Below are 24557 nucleotides of genomic sequence, written 5' to 3' on the forward strand. Positions count from 1 at the left end.
GATAGTTAAGAATATTTAGTTATGAAATTTAATCTTATGTGTGACAATCATTTAAAATTAATAATTATTTTTACAAAAACTATTTGATGCTTTTTCAGTTTGGATCTTACAGTTCGCTTTTACTTATTTCCTTCACACAAGGTATGATTTATAGCGCTTTACTACTAAGAAAAGCGATTCAAACCGAAAACAAATCCAATTATTGGTTAAGTCTTTTTATTTTTTTATGCAGCTTATTTATTGCTCCGTGGATGCTTGGCTTTGCTGGTTGGTATGACAATCAACCTTACAGAGATTTTATGTTTTATATGCCTTTTCAGCAGTTATTTTTTATTGGTCCATTGATTTATTTTTATACTCAAAGTTTACTCAATCCATCCTTTCGACTCACCCAAAACAACTTTTTACACTTATTACCCGGAATTTTATATTTAGTTTATTCTGTAGTTATTTGGGTTTATGACCAATTAATTTTACAAGATTACTATTTTTATGCAGATGGAATGGACAAAGACTTTGAAGAATGGTATCAAAAATTGGGTTTACTTTCTATGATTATCTATTTCTTTTTGAGTATTCGATATTATAATGTCTATAAAAAATTAATGTTTCAAGTTGTAAGTTATGCTGATTCTGTGTTGTTCAAATGGATTAGAAACTATTTGATTGCCTTTTTAGTGATGTTGCTTTTACCTATTCTATTTGAAATTATCGGATATTTTTATCCCGAAATAAAATCCTATCAAGGAAGTTGGTGGTTTTATCTTTTCTTTTCAATTGTTATGTATTACATTGCTATCACTGGATATTCTAATCCCACAAATGCCACAATTCCATTTAAAGTTTCGCTATTTGATAAAAATCCAATTCTTTTATTGGATTCAAACACTTCCAATGAAGTTGAGTCAGTAATTGATATTGCGCACGAAACATTTGAAGAAACGAATTCGCCAGAAATTTCTCTTTGGAAATCTAAGATTGAAAGCTTAATTCAAGAGGAAAAACTTTATCAAAATCCGGAATTAACATTGACCGATTTGGCAAAAAAACTAGAAACCAATGCTTCTGTAATTTCCAAAACCATCAATCAAGGATTTCAAATGAACTTTAACGATTGTATCAATAATTATAGAATTGAAGCCGTAAAAAATAGTTTTAGCAATGGCGAACACAAAAAATCAACCTTATTAGGAATCGCTTATGATTGTGGATTTAATTCTAAAGCGACTTTCAACCGCGCTTTTAAAAAAAATACTGGAAAAACGCCTAAAGAATACTTATTAAATATTTAAAATAAACTATGAATCAACTACTTGTTAATTTAATTGCTGGGTCAAGTTTGCTGATTACTCTTTTAATTTTTTTTAACCCAAATAAACATAATATTCCTGGTAATAGATGGCTGAGTTTATTCATTTTCTGTATTTTTTTAATGAATATTGATGAATTTCTTTATTACAACAATCTAGATTTTGGAACTGTAAAATTTTATGTCTTTTCAAGATATTGTATTGTTCCAATTTTTTATTTTACTATTATTTATTTCATAAAGCCCAAAAAAAAATGGAAACCAATATACTTTTTACATTTCATATTTGGTCTACTTTTTATAATTTTTGAACAAAATTCCACACAAATTGTAAACGGTAATATGGTAATTAGCAAGACCATTTCTTCCAGCTTCTTACTATACTTTAATCAGTTTTTGATGTATATTGTTTTACCTTCACAATTTATCATCTACTTCTGGCAATGCTTTAAAGAAATTGAAAAACACAATCAAAACATTAAAAAATTCAGTTCTAACATCGAGGGAATTGACTTAAAATGGTTAAAACACATTTTATATATCATTATTAGTTTTTCATTTTTCTTTGTTATTTATATTTTTACTCAAAGTGCAGTTATGATTAATTCATTACTACTGGTTAGCCTTCTTTTTATTGGATATAATGCAATGAAACAAAAAGAAATTTTTCCCTTTTCTGATATTTCTAAAAAAGAAATTCGAACAATAATTAAGGAAGAAAAAAAACAAGAAAAAATTAAAAAAAGGGAAGTCAATTTTGAAGAGCAAGAAGTTTACGAAAAATTATTAGTGGTAATGCAGAACGACAAACCTTTTCTGAATTCTGAACTTTCACTTTTCAGTTTAGCAAGTACTTTAAAAATTTCTGCCCATGCTTTATCTTTTATTATTAATGAATGTAGTGGTGAAAATTTTAATCAATTTGTAAATGGATACCGAATTGAAGAAGCAAAAAAATTAATAGTAAATCCTAAAATGAACCACCTCAATATTATGGGAATTGGGTATGAAGTTGGATTCAATTCAAAATCAACATTTATTACGACATTCAAAAAAATCACAAACCAAACACCTAGTGAGTATAAAAAATCAAATTCTACGACCTTATTAGGTGTTGAATTATGATTCCATACCTCATTGTTTTATAAATTCTACATTTTTGCTACTATTTTAGATTTAAAAAAATCTAAAAACTCCTTAAGAATTTTGCAACAACTTTAATTGAGGTTTAAAAATGATTATCGAATACTACAAGCCCAAAAATCCTATACTGCAAAAGTATATTGAAGGATATTACTTCTTAACAAATACTAATGGCGAATCAGATAATAGCTATCTTACTTTTCCCAATAATTATAGCATTGTTTCAGTTACGAATAGATGTGGTTTCAAATTTCTAAGAGGAAAAGTTATTCTAACTGAAGATAGCAAACAAAATTGTTTTTCGACAATAATATCCAATTATACAAAACCAATACATGTTGAATGCAAGGGAAATATAAGAGAATTAACCACTTATTTTAAACCGCTAGGTATAAATAATTTTCTTAATAGAAAATTGAAAGATTATTTAGATGATTCTTTTAAAACATTTGATCCTTATGATGATTATTTGCCAACAATGCAACTTGTATTGGAAACAACAGAAATTGAAAAAGCAAAGGATATAGTAGAAAACTATTGGATTTCAAAATTGACTTCTTTTGAAAGTGGTTTTCTTTATAAAGCAATTGATTTATTAGAAGATTATGAAATGGAACATACTATTCAGCAAGTTGCGGACAAATGTTTAACATCAAGACAAAATCTGTTTAAAATGTTTACTTCACATTTGGGGAAAACACCTTCTGATTATAAAAAAATTCATCGATTTAGAAATACTTTGAATCAATTTCAAAATAAAAAAAACATCAAAAACCTATCAAGTCTTTTAATTGATAGTACGTTTTACGACCAATCCCATTTTATCAAAGATTTTAAATCATTTACAGGAATGGCTCCAAAAGATTTGTTTAAAAACATTGATTGTAATAAAGGTGAAGATATAAAATGGCTTTGGATTTAACATAGTTTACATTTTTACAATTTTATTGTTTTGAATACCACTTATTTTACATGACCAAAGTTTCAATCATCAATCAAATGAAAAAATCAATTAGTAAAAAAATAGCACTATTTATCCTCGCCTCACAATTTATTACAGCCCAAACTCAAAAAAAACCAACCGAAATTTTAGTCATAGGAACCTATCATTTTAATAATCCCGGATTGGATGTTGCTCAATACAAGGTTCTGGATATTATGGGCGAAAAGCCCCAAAAGCAATTGGAAGAAATTTCCACAGCAATTGCGAAATTCAAACCTACAAAAATTTTTACCGAATGGGAACTGAAAGATCAATTGGCTTTAGATACTCTCTATAACAAATATCAAGAGGGAACTTATTTTGAATATGTAGCCAAAAAATACCCGAAAAGAAAATTTTATGTACAAAACGAAATAGTACAATTGGCATTTAGAGCAGCGAAAAAATCAAATCTAAAAAAAGTATTTGCCATCGATTATCAAGAAACTAGTTTTGATTTTGATAGTGTTATGAAATTTGCAGATTCTGTAAGGCTTCCAAATTTTAAAAAAGAGGTTATGCTAGATATAAAAAATACAGAAACAAAATCAAATGCACTTTTTACCGAAAATGATCTTTTAAAATGTTTGTATTACTACAATAGTGAAGAACTCAGAAAAATTGACATTCCGTGGTATGTTGGCAAAATTAATGATTCTGATAAACTAGGTACTTATGTTGGCGCTTTTTTAGCTTCAGAATGGTACAGACGTAATTTATATATGCTAGCTAATATCCAAAAACAAACCGAAAGTTCAGATAATAGAATTATGGTTTTGGCAGGCGCAAGTCACATCACCATGTTTTTAGATTTGTTGAAACATGATTCAAATTATAAAATTGTAGAGTTGAAAGAGGTCATGGAAAAAAAGAGATAACTATGAAAAAGATAATCATTTTATTGCTAATATTTCAATTTACATTTGCGCAAATTCCGCATTTATCAGGTGAAGTTTCTATTTCTATTAAAAACGGAACTATCGAAAGTAATCTAGAATATTCAAACGTTCCTAAAATTAAAAATTATAGTCTTTGGTTGAATTCAGGGCTAAATTTAAGATATTTAAGAGATGCTGAAGACAAATTTAATTATCCAAATATTAAGTATTTTGATGATGAAAAATCAGCAGAAGCTTTTCAATATTATATACCTGATGGAGATGTAAAAATTCGATTATTACCCGAAAAATTTAAAATAAACTATGTCGGCAAATTTCCAGTAATAAGTGATACACTAAAAGCAAATAACCGAGGCGACTGGAAAGGGAATATTGCGTTTAACGGAAAATCCATTCGTACAACCGAACAATCTGCATGGTATCCAATAATTTATGATATTGATAATGATGTTGTAATAAGTAAAGTTACTTACGATTTAACAGTAAACTGTTCGGATTGCAGTAGCATATATTTGAATGGTGCTGCACCAAAAAGCGGCAATTCAGTTAATTTTAAATCCAATCAACCCATTTCATTATTGCTCTTTGCAGGAATATTTGACTTCACTAAAAATAAAAACACTTTTTTTATCAATACTGATTTAAAACCCGAACAAGAAACAGTTTTATCAAATTGGACAGATAAAATAATTAAATTTTATGAAAATAACTTAAGAATACCTTACGGGAATCCTGTAACTTACTTATATACAACACCAATTTCTAAAAAAAATGCTTGGATGTTTGTTACCTATCCAACAGTTGCCATAATTGGTCCAGAAAAATATAATGTGAAAAGTTATTTTTCTGATAAAACGAACGAATTAAACGACGCAGCCAATATTGAATATTTTGCGCACGAACTCGGGCATTATTATTTTGGAACAGTTATAGAACCTAATTCTGAATTAAGGTGGATTTTTCTAGAAGGAATTACAGAATATTTAGCATTGCAAACAATTAAAGAAGTTTTGGGAGAAAATAATTATAAAAGAAAAATAGCCGAATATTTGGTTGAAGTAAAAGAATTAAATCCAAAACCATTATCGATAATAAAAAACAATGAAATTAGTGAAAGCTATCGTTATTATTTTGTACCACTTTTATTAACCGCTTTAGAAAAAGAAATAGGCAAACAAAAAGTTTGGAATTGGTTGCAAACTATTTTAAAATCTGATAAAACTACAAAAACTGATTATGCTTTTTTTAAAAGTTCGATCATTAAAAGTGGTATTTCAGAAAATGATTTTTTAAAATTTGAAACCAAATATATCTTGACTGAAAATGCTAAAGAAAATGTAATTAAAGTTGTAAAATAAGTTAAAATGAAAAAACTAAACCTAACACAACTTACAAACGAAGAACTTCAAATTGAAGCAAAAAAACGAAAAATAAATTACCAAACAGCAGCGTTTATAGTCGGAATGATGATTGGCGTTGCGGTTTGGAGCGCTATTAAAAACGGTTTTGGAATTTTACTTTTTACACCTTTATTATTTGCTTATTGGTTTAGAAATGCGAAACCAGAGTACGACGAAGTTAAAAAAGAAATTCAATCTCGTAATTTAAAATTATGATACACTGTCTAAATTGTAACCACGAGGTAGCTTCAAATTTTTGCCCAAATTGCGGACAAAAAGCGACTGTGCATAAATATTCTGTCAAACATTTTATTGAACATGATTTAGTTCACGGTATTTTGCATGTTGACAAAGGCATACTTTACACAATCAAAATGCTGTTTACATCGCCTGGACATTCTATAAGAGAATTTATTCAAGGAAAACGCGTCAAAATTTTCAATTTTGTCACACTTTTGGTACTAATCATTGCAGTTTCTCATTTTTTAAGTAGCTATTCATTAGTCAAAATGTCGGACATTATGCCCGATAATCAGGGATTTATGAAAGAGTATGAAAATATATCTCAAAAATATCCCAAGCTGATTTTGTTAATGACGATACCATTTTATTCCATCATTACATTTTTTTGGTTCAAAAAAGCCAAATTGAACTTAACTGAACATTTTGTTTTAAACTCCTACAAAACTGCTGGTGAGTTACTTATTCTGATTTTATTTACATTAATTTCGATCTTTTATACCAATATTTCTGGGTTGGGACTAATTCTAGCGGTTATTTCTCTTGGTTCTTATATCTATAATTATTGGTTTTACCGACAATTTTTTTCGGAGTACGGCTACACAAAAAAAAGTTTGGTAATCAGAAGTATTATGAGTGTAATTTCATACTTTTTTATAAGTATTCTAGTTGGTTTATGCATTGCATTATTCATGCTTTTGAAAAATAAAATTTTGACTTAGAAATTTTAAAACCATAACAAAAATGACTGAAAACCATTTTTTAAAAACCATTTTTAATGAAGACAACTTCAAGCCCGAAGATTTTGAATTAATTCTTAGTCAATACAAACGACTTGAAGTTAAAAGAAATGATTTTTTAATCGATTATGATACAACTGCCAATTTTTACTATTTCCTTGAAAGTGGTTTTGCTCGTTCCTATGTAATTGATTTAGAAGGAAACGACATTACCACAAAGTTTTTTAGCAGTTCTGATATTGTCATCGATTGGCATTCGTATTTTATGAAAACCAAATGTCGAGAACATTTCCAAGCTATTTCTAATTGTGTTGTTTGGAAAATTTCGTTTGATAATTTTATGAAATTATTCAGCATTGAAGCTTTTAGAGAAGTAGGTCGAACCCGATTAGTTAATGGTTTCTTTGAGCTCAAAAACCATTCAGTTTCTATAATTGCCGATGCAGCAAAAGACAGGTATTTGTATCTTTTGAAAACCAAACCAGACATTATTCAAAATGTTCCTTTGAAACAAATTGCGACCTATTTAGGAATTACCGATACATCATTAAGTAGAATCCGAAAAGAAATATCCGATAACAAATAAAAATTATGATACATTACTACGTTCCAAATTGGGTTTCGATTGCCTTTTTAATTGCAATTCCGTTGCCGTTTATTTTGATTTTAAACTTTATTCGAATTGAAAGCAAAAAACTAAATAATTCAATAATTTTTCCAATTTCATTAGTGTTCTTTATATTCTACATTCTTTATGTATATCTGGCAAGTTACTTGGGTTGGTTCAATCAAATTTTATTTCCACCAAAAGTTTTATTAATCACAACAGTTCCATTTGCTTTTTTGTTATTTATGGTGGTTGCAAAAACACAAAAATTTCAAACTATTTTAGAAAACACAAATCTCGAAAATTTAGTAAAACTCCATATTTTTAGAGTTATTGGCGTATTTTTTATAATCCTTGCTTTTTATGATGCTCTTCCAAAACCATTTGCTTTGATTGCAGGTTGTGGAGATATGATTGCCGCAATTACTTCACTATTTGTTGCAAAAGCTATTCAAAATAAAAATCCAAACGCAAAAAAACTAACCTATATCTGGAATGTTTTTGGTTTTATTGATATTCTTTTTACTGCAATTGCAGCCAATGCTTTGACCAAAATTTCCATTGATACAGGTTCTATGGGTGTTGACACATTAGCGACTTGGCCTTTTTGTATCATTCCAGCCTTTGCGCCACCAATGATTATGTTTCTGCATTGGACAATTTTCAAAAAATTAAAAAAATTTAGTTAAAAACTATTTTCTTGTCCTATGGCAAGATTCACGTTCCTATACCGCAATAAATTTGCTTCAATATTAATTACTAAAACAAATTTAAAAATGGAAACTAAAAAAGAATTTATGTTATTGTTTCGTTACGAACCTACTAACGATTATGTGCCAACACAATCTGAAATGGACGAGATGCAACAAAGTTGGGGTTCGTTTATTGGCAACATAGCTATTCAGGAAAAGTTGGTAAGCACACATCAATTGGGTTTTGAAGGCAATCAAATTTTTGCAGATAAAAAATCAAGTAACGGAATTTATTTGTCAAACAATCAAACTGTTGCTGGCAATATGATTGTAAAAGCCAACTCTATTAATGAAGCGACAGAAATTGCTAAAAATTGCCCAATTCTAAATATAGGCGGCAATGTAGAAGTAAGATCAATTCAACCAATGTAACTTTAAATCAAATATTTATTAACAATTAAAATCAATTAAAATGGAAACTAAAAAGGAATTTATGTTATTGTTTCGCTTCGAGCCAAACTTCGATTACCAACCATCGCAGGAAGAAATGAATCAAATGCAACAAGAATGGGGCGCATTTTTTGAAAACCTTGCTGGTCAAGGTAAATTAGTAAGTACATACCAATTGGGGTTTGAAGGAACAAAGGTTGCTGCGGACAAATCAATAGAACATGGAATTTATGTTTCTGACAAACAAACACTGGGCGGAAACCTAATAGTTTCGGTGAATACAATAGATGAAGCGACTGAAATCGCTAAAAATTGTCCAATTCTAAATATGGGTGGCAATGTAGAAGTAAGATCAATTCAACCAATGTAAATAAAATTCTTAAACAATTAAATTTAACTTAAAATGAAAACAGAAAACATCTTTACAGAAGCAGTTGCTCAAAAATTTACAACAAGAATTAACAATTTATCAGCAACAACCCAACCAAAATGGGGCAAAATGGATGCTAGCCAAATGATGGCACATTGCAACGTAAGTTATGAAATGGCATTGGATGAAAACTATAAAAAATCGAATGGATTTATACGATTTATTCTTAAAAATTTAGTCAAAAAAGGATTTGTAAATGAAAAACCTTTAGCAAAAAATAGTTCTACAGCCAAAGAAATGTTAATCAAAGAAGTAAAAAATTTCGATAAAGAAAAAAAACAATTAATTGAAAACTTACATCAATTTGTATCTAAAGGCGAAAACTATTTTGATGGTAAAGATCATCCTGGTTTTGGTGTAATGTCCAAGCAAGAATGGAACAACTTTTATTACAAGCATTTAGACCATCATTTAACACAATTTGGAGTTTAATTATTTAATTTTTAAAAACCAGAAATCATGAAATCGAAGATTCACGATTTCCAAAAATATAAAATATAAAATCATGAGTAAAAAAGTAGTATCAATCATCGCAATAACGTTAGTAGCATTTATAGGTTTTGGAATGTTCAAAGCCAGTGATTTAAAATCTATAGAAATAATCACAGAAACCACTATAAAAGGTGACAAACAAACCATCTTTAATAGAGTAAAAAACTTGGCAGAATTCCCAAAATGGTCGCCATTTTTGGTTCAAGATCCATCACAAAAATATGAAATTAAAGGGATCAATGGCACAGTTGGTTCGCAATACCATTGGGTTGGAAATGGCGGAGAAGATGTTGGTTACCAAGAAATTATCAAAATAGATGAAGGAACATTTATTGGTAAAAAATGTGACATTCAAAAACCATTTGTAGCCAAACCTACTTTTGATTATAATTTTACAGAAACTGCTAATGGTGTAATCGTGAAAGAAACTTTTAAATTAGAATCTGGTCAAGTAGATGCCTTTTTCTTATGGCTTTTTGGTGCCAAAGCCGAAATGGTTAAAACCAACCAACAAGGACTTGACCTATTAAAAAAATCAATTGAATCTTAAAAAACTAAAAATCATGGACAAAACAGTACAAACAATGATCGACAACCTGAAAGAAAAAACAGGTTACACTTTAGAAGAATGGAAAGACATAATTGCAAAAGAAAATTTGGCTAAACATGGCGAAATTGTAAAATTCTTAAAAGAAAGTCATAATGTAACACATGGATATGCTAGTGAAATTGCTTTAAAAGTATTAGGTTCAGATGCCGATTCTTCAAACGATGCAACTGCTTTTATCGAAAGTCAATACAAAGGAAAAGAACATTTAAAACCATGGTATGACAAACTAATCGCTGAAATCCAAAAATTTGAAGGCGAATTTGAAATAGCACCCAAGAAAACTTATGTAAGTTTGAAACGCAAAAAACAATTTGTCATCTTAAATCCAGCCTCAAAAACACGTTTTGAAATCGGTTTCAATCTAAAAGGTGTTGAAGCCAAAGGCAAACTCGAAAACGAAAAACCAAATGGAATTTGTTCACACAAAATAAATATTAATGACGTTTCTGAAATTGACCAAGAGGTAATTGATTGGATAAAAATGGCTTATGAAAATGCTGGATAATTTCATAAAAATCAACTTTTCATGATTGGATACTTTCAAAATGACCTTGTAAATATGACGCTTTACAAGGTTTTTTATTTAAGGTCTATTTAGTAGGTCTCAAATCATAATTTGAAGCGATTCACGACGATTAATGCCGCAATTTTGCCCTGTTATTAATCATTAAAAATTTAAATCATGACAAAACTAATCATCGCCATTATGTTGACTTTAGCTTCAACTTTTGCAAATGCACAATTAAAAGGTTCAGGAAAAACAATTACTAAAACTTACGATTACAAAAACTTTGACAAACTGTCTTTTGAGGATATAGACGGAAAGATTGAAGTTGAAATAGGAAAAACTTGGAGCATATCAGTAACTATTGATGATAATCTTGAGAATCTTTTGAGTTTCTCTGAAAACGTTTCTGAAAATGAATTAAAAATTCAATTTAAAGGAAATAAAAACAATCAAATGTATGTTGAAGATACCAACGTCAAAATCAAAATCACGATGCCTGAAGTAAGTTTAATAAGAAATACAGGAAATAGTGATTTAACCGTAAAAAATATTCTTGGTCGTTATTTCAGATTAGAAAACACAGGAAATGGCGAAAGTAAAATCAGTGGATCAATTGATGTTCTTGATATAGTCAAAACTGGAAATGGTGATGTAAACGCGGAAAATTTAGTAGCCAAAAAAGCAGAATTAAAAAGCACCGGAAACGGAAATTTAATCGCCAATGTATCTGAAGAACTTACTGCCAAACTATCCGGAAATGGAGATATCACTAATAAAGGAAAAGCAAAATTTGACTCCAAATCCAAAAAATCAGGTAACGGAGAATTAATTATAAACTAAAGTTTCAATCATCAATCAAAATCATAAATCAAAATCAAAAATCAATTTCAATTTCAATTTCAAAAATCAATTTCTAAATATATGAAACTACTAACTAAAATCACAAAACCCATATTGTTGCCTCATTGGTCACAAGATTTATTTTTAATTATTCCACGAATCGTTTGTGGTTACTTACTTGCCTTTGATTTTGGCGCTGATAAATTTGGAATGCCATGGTCACCTGTCGACAAGAATTTAGGATTATTTGAAGTCGCTTTTTGGTTTCCAAATGATGTTGCGAGTTATGGTGGAATCTTTGCCATTGCTCCTGCGTTTTTTGCTTGGATGGGTGCTTTTGCTGAAGCAGTTGGCGGATTGTTATTGGTATTCGGATTTCAAACTCGCATTACTTCTTTCCTTATTATTTGCACAATGTTAGTCGCCATTTTCATGCAACAAATACAAAACGGATTATGGAATTGCCTTGCCGCAATGGGATTTCTATGGGTTGCCATGTTCTATTTAATTGTGGGTTCAGGACGATTTGGAATTGACTATTTACTAACTAAAAATAAAGCATAAGATGAAAAATATAGTTACAATAATCGCAATAGTATTTTCATTATTGATGACAAGTTGTGTTCAGAAAACCTATAAAAAAACTGTCGTTTTCTCATTAGACGTTTCTGAAATTAAAAACGTAAAAAAAGTTGGAATTCGAGGAAACGACAAACCTTTATCTTGGGATTATGACACCGAAATGAAAGAAATTAAAAAAGATAGTTTATATCAAATCACCATAACTGGTGAAACCGGTTATAAATTTACAGAAGTAAAATTTGTTGTAAATGATACTTTCGAATTTCAAAATGAAGACAACCGAAGAGTCCTTTTTTCTGAAAAAGACACCACATTTTACAATGCAAAATTCAACAATAGATAAAAATTTTATTCTTCAATCAACATTAGTTATTGTTCAATCTACAATCAAAACTTTTAGTCTATATTTGCAGATTAATTGCATTAAAATTGCAATTGAAATTTGAACTTGATATTAAAGCATGAAAAATATTAGAAATTTTTGCATTATTGCACATATTGACCACGGAAAAAGTACGCTTGCCGACCGACTTCTTGGTGCCACACAAACCGTTACCGCTCGTGAAGAAAAAGCACAATTGCTTGACAACATGGACTTGGAGCGCGAACGTGGTATTACCATAAAAAGTCACGCTATTCAAATGGAATACACTTATAAAGGTGAACAATATATTTTAAATTTAATTGACACGCCTGGACACGTTGATTTTTCATACGAAGTTTCGCGTTCGATTGCGGCTTGCGAAGGTGCGCTTTTGATTGTTGATGCTGCACAAAGTATTCAAGCACAAACGATTTCTAATTTATATTTGGCTCTTGAAAACGACTTGGAAATTATTCCGGTTTTAAATAAAGTCGATTTACCAAGTGCTAATCCTGAAGAAGTTAGCGATGATATTATTGATTTATTAGGTTGCAAATTAGAAGATATTATTCACGCTTCTGGAAAAACTGGTTTTGGTGTTGAAAATATTTTGGCAGCCATTATCGAAAAAATTCCTGCACCAAAAGGTGTTGTTGATGAACCGCTTCAAGCCTTGATCTTTGATTCACATTACAATCCGTTTCGTGGAATAGAAGTAATTTTTAGAGTGAAAAACGGCGAAATCCGTAAAGGTCAAAAAATTAAATTCATGGCAACTGGAAACGAATATTTTGCCGATGAAGTGGGAACATTAAAGTTAAATCAAGTTCCTAAAAACTCGATTTCTGCTGGTGATGTTGGTTATTTAATTTCGGGAATTAAAGAAGCCAAAGAAGTAAAAGTTGGTGATACAATTACCGATGCCAAAACACCAACTACTAATATGATTACGGGATTTGAAGATGTAAAACCAATGGTTTTCGCCGGAATTTATCCTGTTGATACTGAAGATTACGAAGAATTGCGTTCTTCAATGGAAAAATTACAACTGAATGACGCTTCGTTAGTTTTTGTGGCTGAAAGTTCGGCAGCATTAGGTTTTGGTTTCCGTTGCGGATTCTTAGGAATGTTGCACATGGAAATCATCCAAGAACGTTTGGAGCGCGAGTTCGACATGACAGTAATTACAACTGTTCCCAACGTTTCGTATTTGGCTTACACCAAAAAAGATCCAGAAACATCTTTTGTAGTAAACAATCCTTCTGACTTACCCGAACCTTCTCGTTTGGACAGAGTTGAAGAACCTTATATCAAAGCAACTATCATTACTAAATCCGATTTTGTTGGAAATGTAATGAGTTTATGTATAGAAAAACGTGGTCAAATTACCAATCAAACCTATTTGACAACTGAAAGAGTAGAATTAAATTTTGATATGCCACTAGCCGAAATTGTATTCGATTTTTATGATAGATTGAAAACGGTTTCTAAAGGTTATGCGTCATTTGATTATTCTCCAATTGGAATGCGAACTTCTAAATTAGTAAAATTAGATGTTCTTTTAAACGGACAAACGGTTGATGCGCTTTCTGCATTAATTCACGAAGATAATGCGTATAATATTGGTAAAAAAATGACCGAAAAACTACGTGAATTAATACCAAGACAACAATTTGACATTCCAATTCAAGCAGCTATTGGCGCCAAAATTATTGCTCGTGAAACTATAAAAGCCTTACGTAAAGACGTTACCGCAAAATGTTATGGTGGCGATATTTCTCGTAAAAGAAAACTATTAGAAAAACAGAAAAAAGGTAAAAAACGTATGCGTCAAGTAGGAAATGTTGAAATTCCACAAGAAGCGTTTATGGCGGTTTTGAAGTTGAATGATTAAGAGATTGTATAATGTAAAATTGTATACTGTATAATGTAAAACCCGATAACTAAAGTTGTTGGGTTTTTTGTTAGATTTCCTTTAATAACCGCATCACATCCTCAACTTTAAAAAGCTGTGTTCCTTCGTTCATGGTGGCCGCTGTTCCGCAACAAACGCCTATTTGGATTACTTCTTTTAAGATTTTGTTTTGTGAAAATGCCCAAACCATTCCGCCAACCATACTATCTCCGGCGCCAACTGTGCTTTTCTTTTCTACTTTTGGTGCTTTTACTAAATGTGTTTCGTCTTTTGTGACTAAAATGGCACCGTCTGCTCCAAGTGAAACTACAACAATTTCGGCACTTTTATTTTCAATTAGTTGTTTTGCCGCTTTTTCTACATCTGGTAATTCTAATCTTTCAACGCCAATTAATTTTGCCAATTCTCCTATGTTGGGTTTAATTAAATAAACACCAGTTTCTAAAACTTTTTTCAAAGCTTCGCCAGATGTGTCAACAATTACTTTTACATTTGATTCTTTAGCGATAGCTGCAATTTTTTTATAGAAATCACTTGGTAAACCTTCATTTAAACTGCCGCTAATTACTAAATAATCGGTTTTCAACTCTTTTATAGTTTGAAGAATTTTATCTTTTTCAGCATCCGAAAATTCATTTCCAGGAAATCCAAATCGGTATTGTGCTTTGCTTGTATTTTCAAAAGCTATAAAGTTTTCTCTTGTCCAATTTTTGATTTTGATAACACGGCTTTCTAGTTTTTCATTTGCAATTAAATCTTCCAACATTTCTCCAGAAGAACCGCCCGAAGTATAAACACATGTCGAATTTCCGCCCAATTTAGAAATAGCCTTCGACACATTTATTCCGCCACCGCCAGCATCATAACGTGGTTTTTCGCAACGAATTTTTTGTTCGGCAATTAATCCTGTAAAATGAGTTGATTTGTCTAACGAAGGATTTATAGTTAATGTTACAATTTGTAGCGATTCCATTCTGAAAAAAATTAGTTGTTGTAAAGATGCGACAATTTATTGATTTTATCATTTACTATAAAATTCTTATCTTTGACTAAATGACTTTTCATGCTTGATGAATCTCCAAAACGTTTTGACCGAATAATAGCTATTCTTATTCAATTACAATCCAAGCGGATTGTGAAAGCGCAAGAATTGGCTGATCGTTTTGAGGTTAGTTTGCGAACCATTTACCGCGATATTCGTTCGCTAGAAAGTTCGGGCGTTCCTATTTATGGTGAAGCTGGCGTTGGTTATTCTCTGGTAGATGGCTACCGATTGCCACCTGTTATGTTTACTCGTGAAGAAGCTAGTAGCTTTATTGCCGCCGAAAAATTAATGCAAACTTTTATCGACAAAGAACTCGGGCAACATTATGCATCGGCAATGTTCAAATTGAAATCAGTATTGCAAAATTCTGATAAAGATTGGGTTTCAACAATCGAGTCGAAAGTTTTAATTCAGCAACCTACTGGAAAATTATTTAATGAAAATGTACCCGATGCCATGACCATTCTTTTCAAAAGTATTGCCGATAAAACACAAGTAAAATTACTTTATCAAGCCTATGAAGCAGAAGAAACTTCGGAAAGAATAATCGAACCTGTTGGCATTTTTCACGACAATAATAATTGGTATGTTTTCGGATTTTGTCATTTACGAAACGATTACCGACAGTTTAGAGCCGACCGAATTCAAGGCATCAGCAAAACCGCAATTCCATTTTCTAAAGAACATAATTCTTTGGAAACCTATCTAAACAAACAAAATGAATGTCCAACCACAAGAGTCGTTCTTTTAGTTAATAAAAAAATTGCCAAATATCTTTCCAATGAAAAGAAATACCATGGCTTTATTTCTAAAAAAACAATTGGCGAAAATGTAGAAATGACTTTCTTAAGTCGCGATATAGAAAACGCTTTTCCGAGATGGTTGTTGATGTTTGCTGATTATACAACTATCATCGAACCACAACGTTTAAAAGACAGAACGCTTGAACTTTTAGAAACATACAAAGAGCATCTTTTAAAATAAAAATCCCAAAAACATCATTTTGCTTTTGGGATTTTTGGTTATTTTTTTAGACAATTAACTTTCATTCTTGGCTTTGACAACAGCGATATTATGAATCAATTTCCATCTGTCATCAACATCTAAAACCAAAGAATTATAGGAAACAAAACTGTTTTCAGCACTTTCTAAACGAAGTTTAACAGTAGCAATAGTTTCAAAAAAATCAATTTTTTCAATTTTCATTTTGCGTGGTTTTCCGCCAAAAATACCTTTTCTAATGTTGTTGATGTATTGCTTTTTATCAAGTATCGTTACACCAGGTTTTCCCATAAACTCGCTGCTTATAACTCTGAAATCTTTGTGTAATACAACTTCTAACAAATTCACATCGCTATTATCTCCAGCTTTTACAAAGGCAGTTGCAACCAATTCAATTTCTTTCCTAATTGTCATTTTTTGATTTTTCTACTAAAATTATTCCCTTGTCCAAAAAAATGGCGGTTCAATTCCTAAGGCTCGTAAATATACATAACCTTGACCACGATGATGAATTTCGTTATCAATAAAATAGAAAATGTTTTCGATAATTGGGAATTCGTATTGCCCAAAAAGATTAAAATTTTTACCAAAATCTTCCATCGGAATTTGTTTCCAATACTGATTGATTTCTTCGGTTGCTTCGTCCCATTTTTGCAAAAATTGCGCTTTGGTTGTCAACGTTTCGGTTTGTTGTTCAGAGTAAGGTTGCTCATTGCGATTTACTATACCTTTTAGCGCTGGTGCAGCAATAGACAATAACTCCGAAGCCATTTTGGCAAACGGTCGCATACCGCCAATAGAGAATTCAAAAAAATCTTTTTCGGGAAAAGCTTCGATAACGTGACGAGTTAAAGCACGATGCCCTTGCCAATGTTTTAGCAAATGTTCTGGACTGATTACTTGAGCTGTAGTGTTCATATTTTTTGTTTTTAAATGATTATGGCACAAAGCTAAACACAGAAAGTGACAACAGTTTGTCAGTAGGTTTTGGGAACATTAAAAATTATTGAAAATTTATTGATTTTATAATTTCTATAAGAAAATTAAGTATATTTGAGAAACGGAAATTTGCTTTATGAACAGATTAATTATTATTGGAAACGGATTTGATTTGGCACATGGTTTGCCAACGAGGTATAGAGATTTTATTGATGATTTTTGGCTAAATTTTAAAGAAAACTGTAAAAGTGATTTTTATAAAGAAATTGTAATAACTAACGATAGTTACGATAGTTTTTATAAGCATTATGGTGAGATAAAAAATTTTAAGGATTTTAAGTCAAATTTAGTAGAATATTGTAAGGATAATAAATATAATTTTTATGATGAAAATTGTGTAGCTATTCATAATATGAAAGACATTTTTAGAATAAAAAATGATTTCTTTCTTAAAATTAACAATGAGAGTATTGAAAATTGGGTGGATATTGAAAATTTATATTATTTAGAGTTAAAAAAAATAGTGAAATCCAAATGTTTGGACGTTTCCAAAACAGAGGAATATTGGAAAAAGCAACAAAAAAAGGAAGTTGAAAAACTAAATGAAGAATTTGAACAAGTAAAAAATCTTTTAGAAAAATATTTAAAAGATAAAGTAATAAATAAATTCATTTTCAATGAATATCCCGATTCAGCTGGTGATTTTTTTAAATTTCACGATATTTTTTTTCCAGAATTATTGACAAATGATAAAATTCAAATTTCAAAATATTTAGAGTCGTTTTCAAAAAATGACAGAGAGCAGATTGAGGATATAATCAGCATAAAAGAACTTAAGATTAAAATTCATTTCTTGACATTTAATTACACTCCAACTCTCAATAAATATTATGACTATTTAAAAGGTAATCCTGAAATAGAAGTTGATATTAACTATATACACGGTCTTATAGGTAATACGAATGATAATAGAATAAACTTTGGTTTTGGTGATGAAATGGATAATGACTATAAATTAATTGAAAATATTGATGATAATGAATATTTGAAGAATTTTAAATCTTTTCAATACTTTCAAAATTCGAATTATAAAAGATTATTAGATTTTACAGAAAGTGAAAAATTTGAAGTTTTTATCATGGGTTCATCTTGTGGTTTATCAGATAGAACTTTATTAAATTCAATTTTTGAAAATGACAATTGTAGATTGATAAAAATTTTCTATTATAAAGATGGACAAAATGATAATTTTACAGAATTGACACAAAACATTTCTAGACATTTTAATAAAAAAGCTTTAATGCGTTTAAAAATAGTTCATAAATCAGATAAACATATTATACCTAATTATAAATTACCTGAAAAATAAAAACCATGTTCACAATTCAACAAATAAAAGACGCTCATTCCAAAGTAAAAAGCGGCGCCGATTTCCCAAAATACATGCAAAACATTATTGCGCTTGGCGTAACTTCATTTGAAACATTTGTATTTGACAATCACACCAATTATTACGGAAAAGATGATTTTCAAATTGCTTCCGAAGGTTTTTCAGAAACGCTAACAATTACAGACAAAAGCAATATCGAGCAATTCAAATCTGATTTAAAAGCGCATCAACAAGGCAAAACCGATTACATGACTTTTCTAAACGACTGCGCAAAATCGGGCGTAGAAAAATGGATTGTTGTAATGGATAAAATGACTTGTAGTTATTACGACAAAGCTGGAAACGAAATGGTTGTGGAAGTAATTCCGTCGGTTTAGTTTTCAAACACAAAAGTCACAAAAAAAAGAAAAAGGCACAGAAGATAAAACTTTTGTACCTTGTTGTGTTTAAAAAACGGTTCACATTACTGCAAACCGCTTTTAAACTTTTAAACCTATAAACTCTTAAACTACATTTTAAGAATTCATTATCGATTCAATTTCATCTACTTCAATCGGAATATTGCGCATCAAGTTGAACGCTTCACCTTTTTCTTGAATGACCATATCGTCTTCAATACGAATTCCGAAACCTTCAGCTGGAACGTAAATTCCTGGTTCAACAGTGAATACCATATTCGCTTGCATTGGCTCGTGTAATAATCCGTAATCGTGTGTGTCTAATCCCATGTGGTGTGATGTTCCGTGCATGAAATATTTTTTGTACGCTGGCCAATCTGGATTTTCGTTTTGAACATCGGCTTTGTCAATTAATCCTAAACCTAAAAGTTCTGAAGTCATTATCTTGCCAACTTCTACATGGTATTGTTTCCATAAAGTTCCCGGAACTAACATTTTTGTTGCTTCATTTTTTACACGTAAAACGGCATTGTAAACTTCTTTTTGTCTGTCAGAAAAACGTCCCGAAACTGGAACCATTCTGGTCATATCACTTGAATAATTAGCATATTCTGCACCAACATCGAGCAAAATCAAATCACCTGCGTTACATTGTTGGTTGTTTTCGATATAATGCAACACATTGGCATTATTTCCTGAAGCAATAATTGGTGTATAAGCAAAACCTTTTGAACGATTTCTCAAAAATTCATGCGCAAATTCGGCTTCAATTTCGTATTCCATTACGTTTGGTTTTACGAAATTCAAAATTCTACGAAATCCTTTTTCAGTAATATTACAAGCTTCTTGAATCAAATCTAATTCTTCACTTTCTTTAACAGAACGAATTCGTTGTAAAATAGGATTTGATTTTTCTACTTTATGCGCTGGATAATTTTCTTTCCACCATTTGATAAAACGCGCTTCACGAGTTTCTGTTTCAATCACGGCACGATAATGTTCGTTGGTGTTGATGTAAATCGTTTCGGCATAAGTCATCACTTCTTTCAAAGTTTTATGAAAATCTTGCAACCATATCACACTTTTAATTCCGGCTACTTCAAACGCTCTTTGTTTAGTAAGTTTTTCGCCTTCCCAAATAGCAATGTGTTCGTTGGTTTCTTTTAAGAACAAAATTTCTTTCAAATGCTCGTATGGCGCATCAGGAAAAAGCAACAAAACACTTTCTTCTTGATCAACTCCGCTTAAATAAAAAATATCGCGATGTTGTGCAAAAGGCAAAGTAGAATCAGCAGAAACAGGATAAATATCGTTCGAATTGAAAACGGCAACACTATTAGGTTTCATTTGTGCCGTGAATTTAGCTCTGTTTTTAATAAACAAATCACGGTCTATTTGATGGTATTTCATTTTTTGAGTAATTAGTAATTAGTGAATAGTCAAAAGCATTTATTTTAAACAAAATTAAGGAATAATTGAGTTCAAGTTGTAGCCAAATGGCGTTATTTTAATTAACCGCAAATTCGCAAATTAAAATCAGATTAAGAGAAAAAAAAATTGCGAATTTGTGGTAGCTATTAATTTATGTTTTTACGAATACGACTCATGTGACGCGACGAAATACCGAGGAAAGAAGCTAGATAGTGTAATGGAACTTCTTGTAGTAATTTGGATTCAGTTGCAAGTAGTTTTTTATAACGTTCTTCTGGTGTTAACGTTAGTAAATCGATACGGTAATCATCGATTAAGCAAATTTGTTTTTCGATGACGTTGTAATAAAATTGATGAAACGCTTTGTTGTTTTCGATTAAATTTTTGAATGTTTTTAAATCAACAATCCATAATTTACAATCGGCAATGGCTTTGATGCTTTTTCGAGAAGGTTTTTGAAATAAAAAACTGTTCAATGAAGTCGTAACCGAATTTCGTAAAGCCAAATAAGAAGTTTTTTCTTCGTCGTCTATCAAAATGGAATGTTGCAAAATGCCGCTTTCTACAAAACAAAAATGTTGGCAAACTTCGCCTTCTTTTACAAAAAAATCGTTCTTTTTGAGATGTGAAATTGAGAAACTATCTTTAGCAGTATTGATATCACGAACCATTTCATCGGTTTTACAATCGACAAAAAGTTGTAAATACTCTAAAAAACTGCTTTCGGAATTTGTTGGCTTCATGCTACAAAAATATCCAAAAAACACTAATTTGGTTATTTTCACACGAATTTCACCAATTTACACGAAGCAATTATCTTTAAATTACACTAAAAATCCTATTACTATTCGTGAAATCCATTTCTACAGACTATATAATTTGTGAAAATTAGTGCAATTTGTGTTGACTTTTTGATACTATTTAGTCAACCCATTTATAATAACGAGCACCTATTAAATTTGGAATTTCTGTTTCAATTCGGTCTAAAATCCATTCGTTTTTAGGCAATTTTATAGGTTGTTTTTGTTCTTTTTTATGAAGTCTTTCGTAGGTTTCAAAATCGATTTCTTGGCTTTTTGCTAAAGTTTCAAATAACGATACTTTGCCCATGGCTTCTTTCCAATTTTCTTGAATAATGCCTTCAAAAACTTTTGATTTAGAACCGCTTCCGTAGGCTAAAAATCCAAATTTTTCGCCAGCAACTTCTTTTTTAGCATCATAAAAATGAGCTAATGTTGATAGTAATCCCATGAAAATAGAACCTGTGTATAAATTTCCTATTAACGAAGAAGCAATTTCAGCAGGCTGCAATTTTTCTGTTACAAAAGCTTGATATTCTGGCGATTTACTGGTTTCTTTTAGTTTATTTTGATACGTTGCGACCTCTTCTGTTCCATCAACAATTGGCGTTTGATGATCTAACGCATAGATTTCAGATAGCATTCGTCTGCCTTGAAAAGCATAAGGCAAATGCATGATGATACTTTTCCAAGAAGTATATAGGGTTTCAGAAGTGTTTTTATTTTTTTTGAATGAAAAATAAGCATTGCGTGTTCTATCCATATAGCATTGGTTGGAATATTGTCCGTCAAAAACAGGTTGGTCTTTATGAATTTCGATTTCGGCTTCTAAATTGTCAAACCAAGATTCGTTGGTAGTTTTTCCTGTAATTTTTTCTTTTGAAATTGTTCGGTAAGGTTTGAAAAAATCAAAAACACCTTTAGTATTGGTTGCCCAGATATTTTCAAAAGCGATAATTTTAGGGTTTTGAGAAATCAACATTGCCAATGCGCCTGCTCCTTGCGTATATTCTCCAGTTGAGTTTAAGTCGTATTTAGCAATGTCGCTAGTAACCACAATGGCTTTTTTAGTTGGATTCAGTCGTACAAAATCAATACAGTTTTGAAGCGCATCAACACCGCCAATGCAAGCAAAAGTAAAATCAACTACATCGCATTCGGAAAGTGTGTTTTCACCAAATTTTTGTTCCATCAAACTTACCAAGAACGAACCGATTGGTTTTGAACTATCAATTCCGCTTTCGGTTCCGACATAAATTCGAGCAATTTCGGCTAAATTAATTTGGTTGTTTTGAATTAATTTGGTCAAAGCATTAGCACCAAATACAACAGTATCTTGATGTACATCGGACAAAGTCATTTTGAGTAAACCAAGTCCTTTTTCTAATTTTTCGGCTTCAATATTTCTGGCCGTTGCTAGTGTTTTTATTGGCAAATGAATTTGAGCAACATCAAAAGCAATGGCATCTATCCCTATTTTCATTTTGTTTTTGGAGTTTTTATAAAGTACAAAATTACAACTCTATAAACTAAAGAAAGACGATTTTATTTCAATAAACAAGTTCAAAAAGCATTTTTATGAAATTCAAAAAAAGTGATGCTTAAATTTAGGAATAGTTTAATTTTATTTTGATTGCTTTTAAAATATTTCTAGTTTAGCTTAAAATTTTAAAACCCCAACATGAAATTTTCTACTTTACTACTTACTTTTTTATTTGCAACCACAAGTTTTGGTCAGGACAAACAAGCCTATGAAATTTTTGATGCAAAAGGAAATAAAACTTCTTATGAGAAAATTGTAAAAACCGCTCAAAAAAGTAGAATTGTTTTATTTGGCGAACTTCATGACAATGCTATTGTGCATTGGTTACAATATGAATTTACAAAAGATTTATTTACAAAAAAAGGATTGGTTCTTGGTGCAGAGATGTTTGAAACCGATAATCAAAACCAGTTAAACAACTATTTGAATGGAAAAATAAATCAAAAAGTGTTGGACAGTACGGCTCGTTTATGGAAAAACTACAAAACCGATTACAAGCCATTAGTTGATTTTGCCAAAGACAAAAAAATCTCATTTATCGCCACCAATATTCCTCGAAAATACGCATCGATGGTTTACAAAAAAGGATTGGAAGAATTGCAAACAATATCTTTTGAAGAAAAAAAGTTAATGGCACCATTGCCTATTGAGTTTGATGGAGAATTGCCTGGTTATAAAGACATGCTAAAAATGGAAGGCAATCATGCTGGCGATAAAATGCCAAAAGCGCAAGCTATAAAAGATGCAACAATGGCTTATTTTATTTTGAAAAATCTAAAAGAAAACTACATTTTTGTACATTATAACGGGACTTATCACAGTGATAACTTTGAAGGAATAAGTTGGTACATAAGAGAACGCGATCCTGAAGTTTCGATTATGACAATTGCTACTGTTGAACAAAAAGACGTAAAAGATTTAGAAAAAGAAAACCACGGAAAAGCTGATTTTATTATAGTTGTTGATGTAGATATGACGAAAACACATTAATCGTAAATGTCTCGTTACTAAACAGTTGTTAAACTTGATTAAATTTACTTTAAAATCATTATAAATTATAGCGAAAAGGTTGTAGTTGTTTCCTATTTGGTTTATTTTTGTTTACTTTTTTAAAACAAATTAACAACCTTATGGCAAAATCTACATTTTTGAGTTCGTCTATTGCTAGGAAAGTTGCAATGGCACTATCAGGACTTTTTTTAATTACCTTTTTAGCACTTCACTTTTTTATAAATCTAACCTCTGTTTTTAGCGAAGATTTTTTCAATGAAGCTTCTCATTTTATGGGTTACAATCCACTAATTCAATTTGTAATGCAACCTATCCTTATCGCTGGTGTTGTTTTTCACTTCGTAATGGGAATTGTTTTAGAACTTAAAAATAGAAATGCAAGACCAGTTGGTTATGCAAAATATGATGGTGCTGCAAATGCTTCTTGGGCTTCAAGAAACATGATTATTTCGGGACTTGTTGTTTTAGCATTTCTTGGTTTACACATGTACGATTTCTGGTTACATGAAATAGTGTATAAATATGTTGACGTAAATACAGTTGACACCGCAAGATACTATGAAGAATTAGTTCACAAATTTGAAAGCCCAGTTCGTACTGGTTTGTACTGTATTGCCTTTATATTGCTTTCATTACATTTATGGCATGGCTTTAATTCATCGTTTCAATCTGTGGGTTTTAATAACAAATTTTCAAAATCATTACATAAATTAGGATATGCATTTGCGATAATTGTTCCGTTTGGATTTATTTTTATTGCATTATTTCATCATTTTAATCAATAATATCAGTTAT

29 protein-coding genes are annotated in these 24557 nt (G+C 30.6%); 23 read left to right on the forward strand and 6 right to left on the reverse strand.

Features of this window, described 5'->3' with window-relative positions:
* Positions 1–86 precede the first annotated feature (86 nt).
* The 18 genes from O9267_RS09765 to lepA all read left to right on the forward strand — a co-directional run bounded on the left by O9267_RS09765 (position 87) and on the right by lepA (position 14182).
* Entirely contained in the window at positions 87–1292 is a 1206-nt protein-coding gene (locus O9267_RS09765; protein WP_298178724.1) for a helix-turn-helix domain-containing protein, read from the forward strand.
* A 614-nt stretch (positions 1293–1906) separates the two neighbouring features.
* Positions 1907–2434 (forward strand): AraC family transcriptional regulator, encoded by a 528-nt coding sequence (locus O9267_RS09770; protein WP_298178726.1) that lies wholly within the window; start codon positions 1907–1909, stop codon positions 2432–2434.
* A gap of 109 nt (positions 2435–2543) precedes the next feature.
* Positions 2544–3374: a helix-turn-helix domain-containing protein gene (locus tag O9267_RS09775; protein ID WP_298178728.1), complete on the forward strand. Its 831-nt coding sequence runs from the start codon at positions 2544–2546 to the stop codon at positions 3372–3374.
* Between the two features lie 77 nt (positions 3375–3451).
* Complete coding sequence (locus tag O9267_RS09780) at positions 3452–4312, forward strand: DUF5694 domain-containing protein (protein WP_298178730.1); 861 nt, start codon at positions 3452–3454, stop codon at positions 4310–4312.
* Positions 4313–4314: 2 nt separating this feature from the next.
* Positions 4315–5691 (forward strand): hypothetical protein, encoded by a 1377-nt coding sequence (locus O9267_RS09785; RefSeq protein ID WP_298178736.1) that lies wholly within the window; start codon positions 4315–4317, stop codon positions 5689–5691.
* A gap of 6 nt (positions 5692–5697) precedes the next feature.
* Positions 5698–5949: a hypothetical protein gene (locus O9267_RS09790; RefSeq protein ID WP_298178739.1), complete on the forward strand. Its 252-nt coding sequence runs from the start codon at positions 5698–5700 to the stop codon at positions 5947–5949.
* Positions 5946–6695 (forward strand): DUF3667 domain-containing protein, encoded by a 750-nt coding sequence (locus O9267_RS09795; protein WP_298178742.1) that lies wholly within the window; start codon positions 5946–5948, stop codon positions 6693–6695. Before O9267_RS09790 ends, O9267_RS09795 begins: the two co-directional genes overlap by 4 nt.
* Before the next feature lie 22 nt (positions 6696–6717).
* On the forward strand, positions 6718–7299 hold the full coding sequence (locus O9267_RS09800; RefSeq protein WP_298178744.1) for a Crp/Fnr family transcriptional regulator: 582 nt from the start codon (positions 6718–6720) through the stop codon (positions 7297–7299).
* Between the two features lie 5 nt (positions 7300–7304).
* Entirely contained in the window at positions 7305–8009 is a 705-nt protein-coding gene (locus O9267_RS09805; RefSeq protein ID WP_298178747.1) for a hypothetical protein, read from the forward strand.
* Between the two features lie 87 nt (positions 8010–8096).
* Positions 8097–8444, forward strand: a complete 348-nt coding sequence (locus tag O9267_RS09810) for a YciI family protein (RefSeq protein WP_298178750.1) — start codon at positions 8097–8099, stop codon at positions 8442–8444.
* Between the two features lie 40 nt (positions 8445–8484).
* Positions 8485–8832 carry a YciI family protein gene (locus O9267_RS09815; protein ID WP_298178753.1) on the forward strand — a complete coding sequence of 116 codons (348 nt, stop codon included), beginning with the start codon at positions 8485–8487 and terminating at the stop codon, positions 8830–8832.
* 33 nt (positions 8833–8865) lie between these two features.
* A complete protein-coding gene (locus O9267_RS09820; protein ID WP_298178756.1) occupies positions 8866–9324 on the forward strand; it encodes a DUF1569 domain-containing protein in 459 nt (152 codons plus the stop codon).
* A 73-nt stretch (positions 9325–9397) separates the two neighbouring features.
* A complete protein-coding gene (locus O9267_RS09825; RefSeq protein ID WP_298178760.1) occupies positions 9398–9934 on the forward strand; it encodes a hypothetical protein in 537 nt (178 codons plus the stop codon).
* 13 nt (positions 9935–9947) lie between these two features.
* Positions 9948–10499 (forward strand): DUF5655 domain-containing protein, encoded by a 552-nt coding sequence (locus tag O9267_RS09830; RefSeq protein ID WP_298178763.1) that lies wholly within the window; start codon positions 9948–9950, stop codon positions 10497–10499.
* 177 nt (positions 10500–10676) lie between these two features.
* On the forward strand, positions 10677–11342 hold the full coding sequence (locus O9267_RS09835; protein ID WP_298178766.1) for a DUF2807 domain-containing protein: 666 nt from the start codon (positions 10677–10679) through the stop codon (positions 11340–11342).
* Positions 11343–11423: 81 nt separating this feature from the next.
* Complete coding sequence (locus O9267_RS09840; RefSeq protein WP_298178770.1) at positions 11424–11906, forward strand: DoxX family protein; 483 nt, start codon at positions 11424–11426, stop codon at positions 11904–11906.
* A 1-nt stretch (position 11907) separates the two neighbouring features.
* Positions 11908–12267 carry a hypothetical protein gene (locus tag O9267_RS09845; RefSeq protein ID WP_298178774.1) on the forward strand — a complete coding sequence of 120 codons (360 nt, stop codon included), beginning with the start codon at positions 11908–11910 and terminating at the stop codon, positions 12265–12267.
* 118 nt (positions 12268–12385) lie between these two features.
* Entirely contained in the window at positions 12386–14182 is a 1797-nt protein-coding gene (gene lepA / locus O9267_RS09850; protein WP_298178777.1) for a translation elongation factor 4, read from the forward strand.
* A 70-nt stretch (positions 14183–14252) separates the two neighbouring features.
* On the opposite strand, the gene O9267_RS09855 is transcribed toward lepA, so the two are convergent.
* Positions 14253–15176 carry a 1-phosphofructokinase family hexose kinase gene (locus O9267_RS09855; protein WP_298178780.1) on the reverse strand — a complete coding sequence of 308 codons (924 nt, stop codon included), beginning with the start codon at positions 15174–15176 and terminating at the stop codon, positions 14253–14255.
* Positions 15177–15266: 90 nt separating this feature from the next.
* Between O9267_RS09855 and O9267_RS09860 the strand changes: the two genes are divergently transcribed.
* Positions 15267–16232: a YafY family protein gene (locus O9267_RS09860; RefSeq protein ID WP_298178784.1), complete on the forward strand. Its 966-nt coding sequence runs from the start codon at positions 15267–15269 to the stop codon at positions 16230–16232.
* A gap of 54 nt (positions 16233–16286) precedes the next feature.
* On the opposite strand, the gene O9267_RS09865 is transcribed toward O9267_RS09860, so the two are convergent.
* Both O9267_RS09865 and O9267_RS09870 read right to left on the reverse strand, forming a co-directional pair.
* Positions 16287–16664 carry a nuclear transport factor 2 family protein gene (locus tag O9267_RS09865; RefSeq protein WP_298178787.1) on the reverse strand — a complete coding sequence of 126 codons (378 nt, stop codon included), beginning with the start codon at positions 16662–16664 and terminating at the stop codon, positions 16287–16289.
* Positions 16665–16685: 21 nt separating this feature from the next.
* Positions 16686–17168, reverse strand: a complete 483-nt coding sequence (locus O9267_RS09870) for a DinB family protein (RefSeq protein ID WP_298178790.1) — start codon at positions 17166–17168, stop codon at positions 16686–16688.
* A gap of 157 nt (positions 17169–17325) precedes the next feature.
* Here O9267_RS09870 and O9267_RS09875 point away from each other — a divergent pair, with 157 nt between their 5' ends.
* Together O9267_RS09875 and O9267_RS09880 are read left to right on the forward strand one after the other, a co-directional pair.
* Positions 17326–18558: an AbiH family protein gene (locus O9267_RS09875; RefSeq protein WP_298178792.1), complete on the forward strand. Its 1233-nt coding sequence runs from the start codon at positions 17326–17328 to the stop codon at positions 18556–18558.
* A gap of 5 nt (positions 18559–18563) precedes the next feature.
* Positions 18564–18956 carry a DUF1398 family protein gene (locus O9267_RS09880; protein ID WP_298178795.1) on the forward strand — a complete coding sequence of 131 codons (393 nt, stop codon included), beginning with the start codon at positions 18564–18566 and terminating at the stop codon, positions 18954–18956.
* Positions 18957–19094: 138 nt separating this feature from the next.
* On the opposite strand, the gene O9267_RS09885 is transcribed toward O9267_RS09880, so the two are convergent.
* From O9267_RS09885 to O9267_RS09895, 3 genes are all read right to left on the reverse strand, one after another.
* A complete protein-coding gene (locus O9267_RS09885) occupies positions 19095–20387 on the reverse strand; it encodes an aminopeptidase P family protein (RefSeq protein ID WP_298178797.1) in 1293 nt (430 codons plus the stop codon).
* A 167-nt stretch (positions 20388–20554) separates the two neighbouring features.
* Entirely contained in the window at positions 20555–21151 is a 597-nt protein-coding gene (locus O9267_RS09890) for a Crp/Fnr family transcriptional regulator (RefSeq protein ID WP_298178798.1), read from the reverse strand.
* Positions 21152–21329: 178 nt separating this feature from the next.
* Positions 21330–22691, reverse strand: coding sequence for a hydroxymethylglutaryl-CoA synthase (locus tag O9267_RS09895; protein WP_298178800.1), 1362 nt, complete (start codon positions 22689–22691; stop codon positions 21330–21332).
* A gap of 198 nt (positions 22692–22889) precedes the next feature.
* On the opposite strand from O9267_RS09895, the gene O9267_RS09900 reads away from it, so the two are divergent.
* On the forward strand, positions 22890–23741 hold the full coding sequence (locus tag O9267_RS09900; RefSeq protein WP_298178801.1) for a ChaN family lipoprotein: 852 nt from the start codon (positions 22890–22892) through the stop codon (positions 23739–23741).
* A gap of 140 nt (positions 23742–23881) precedes the next feature.
* The gene (locus O9267_RS09905) at positions 23882–24547 is read left to right on the forward strand and encodes a succinate dehydrogenase cytochrome b subunit (RefSeq protein ID WP_298178803.1); all 666 of its coding nucleotides are present in this window, start codon (positions 23882–23884) and stop codon (positions 24545–24547) included.
* The last annotated feature ends 10 nt before the right edge of the window (positions 24548–24557 follow it).

It is taken from the genome of Flavobacterium sp., from assembly GCF_027531705.1.
GTDB lineage: Bacteria > Bacteroidota > Bacteroidia > Flavobacteriales > Flavobacteriaceae > Flavobacterium.

What these genes read in the sequence shown, in the direction of transcription:
- O9267_RS09900 (WP_298178801.1), top strand. Translation starts at nt 22,890, where the DNA reads ATGAAATTTTCTACTTTACTACTTACTTTTTTATTTGCAACCACAAGT.
- O9267_RS09770 (WP_298178726.1), top strand. Translation starts at nt 1,907, where the DNA reads ATGATTAATTCATTACTACTGGTTAGCCTTCTTTTTATTGGATATAAT.
- O9267_RS09885 (WP_298178797.1), bottom strand. Translation starts at nt 20,387, where the DNA reads ATGAAATACCATCAAATAGACCGTGATTTGTTTATTAAAAACAGAGCT.
- O9267_RS09870 (WP_298178790.1), bottom strand. Translation starts at nt 17,168, where the DNA reads ATGAACACTACAGCTCAAGTAATCAGTCCAGAACATTTGCTAAAACAT.
- O9267_RS09855 (WP_298178780.1), bottom strand. Translation starts at nt 15,176, where the DNA reads ATGGAATCGCTACAAATTGTAACATTAACTATAAATCCTTCGTTAGAC.
- O9267_RS09905 (WP_298178803.1), top strand. Translation starts at nt 23,882, where the DNA reads ATGGCAAAATCTACATTTTTGAGTTCGTCTATTGCTAGGAAAGTTGCA.
- O9267_RS09785 (WP_298178736.1), top strand. Translation starts at nt 4,315, where the DNA reads ATGAAAAAGATAATCATTTTATTGCTAATATTTCAATTTACATTTGCG.
- O9267_RS09830 (WP_298178763.1), top strand. Translation starts at nt 9,948, where the DNA reads ATGGACAAAACAGTACAAACAATGATCGACAACCTGAAAGAAAAAACA.
- O9267_RS09875 (WP_298178792.1), top strand. Translation starts at nt 17,326, where the DNA reads ATGAACAGATTAATTATTATTGGAAACGGATTTGATTTGGCACATGGT.
- O9267_RS09780 (WP_298178730.1), top strand. Translation starts at nt 3,452, where the DNA reads ATGAAAAAATCAATTAGTAAAAAAATAGCACTATTTATCCTCGCCTCA.
- O9267_RS09795 (WP_298178742.1), top strand. Translation starts at nt 5,946, where the DNA reads ATGATACACTGTCTAAATTGTAACCACGAGGTAGCTTCAAATTTTTGC.
- O9267_RS09895 (WP_298178800.1), bottom strand. Translation starts at nt 22,691, where the DNA reads ATGAAAATAGGGATAGATGCCATTGCTTTTGATGTTGCTCAAATTCAT.
- O9267_RS09790 (WP_298178739.1), top strand. Translation starts at nt 5,698, where the DNA reads ATGAAAAAACTAAACCTAACACAACTTACAAACGAAGAACTTCAAATT.
- O9267_RS09800 (WP_298178744.1), top strand. Translation starts at nt 6,718, where the DNA reads ATGACTGAAAACCATTTTTTAAAAACCATTTTTAATGAAGACAACTTC.
- O9267_RS09775 (WP_298178728.1), top strand. Translation starts at nt 2,544, where the DNA reads ATGATTATCGAATACTACAAGCCCAAAAATCCTATACTGCAAAAGTAT.
- O9267_RS09865 (WP_298178787.1), bottom strand. Translation starts at nt 16,664, where the DNA reads ATGACAATTAGGAAAGAAATTGAATTGGTTGCAACTGCCTTTGTAAAA.
- O9267_RS09805 (WP_298178747.1), top strand. Translation starts at nt 7,305, where the DNA reads ATGATACATTACTACGTTCCAAATTGGGTTTCGATTGCCTTTTTAATT.
- O9267_RS09835 (WP_298178766.1), top strand. Translation starts at nt 10,677, where the DNA reads ATGACAAAACTAATCATCGCCATTATGTTGACTTTAGCTTCAACTTTT.
- O9267_RS09810 (WP_298178750.1), top strand. Translation starts at nt 8,097, where the DNA reads ATGGAAACTAAAAAAGAATTTATGTTATTGTTTCGTTACGAACCTACT.
- O9267_RS09860 (WP_298178784.1), top strand. Translation starts at nt 15,267, where the DNA reads ATGCTTGATGAATCTCCAAAACGTTTTGACCGAATAATAGCTATTCTT.
- O9267_RS09815 (WP_298178753.1), top strand. Translation starts at nt 8,485, where the DNA reads ATGGAAACTAAAAAGGAATTTATGTTATTGTTTCGCTTCGAGCCAAAC.
- lepA (WP_298178777.1), top strand. Translation starts at nt 12,386, where the DNA reads ATGAAAAATATTAGAAATTTTTGCATTATTGCACATATTGACCACGGA.
- O9267_RS09890 (WP_298178798.1), bottom strand. Translation starts at nt 21,151, where the DNA reads ATGAAGCCAACAAATTCCGAAAGCAGTTTTTTAGAGTATTTACAACTT.
- O9267_RS09845 (WP_298178774.1), top strand. Translation starts at nt 11,908, where the DNA reads ATGAAAAATATAGTTACAATAATCGCAATAGTATTTTCATTATTGATG.
- O9267_RS09880 (WP_298178795.1), top strand. Translation starts at nt 18,564, where the DNA reads ATGTTCACAATTCAACAAATAAAAGACGCTCATTCCAAAGTAAAAAGC.
- O9267_RS09825 (WP_298178760.1), top strand. Translation starts at nt 9,398, where the DNA reads ATGAGTAAAAAAGTAGTATCAATCATCGCAATAACGTTAGTAGCATTT.
- O9267_RS09765 (WP_298178724.1), top strand. Translation starts at nt 87, where the DNA reads ATGCTTTTTCAGTTTGGATCTTACAGTTCGCTTTTACTTATTTCCTTC.
- O9267_RS09820 (WP_298178756.1), top strand. Translation starts at nt 8,866, where the DNA reads ATGAAAACAGAAAACATCTTTACAGAAGCAGTTGCTCAAAAATTTACA.
- O9267_RS09840 (WP_298178770.1), top strand. Translation starts at nt 11,424, where the DNA reads ATGAAACTACTAACTAAAATCACAAAACCCATATTGTTGCCTCATTGG.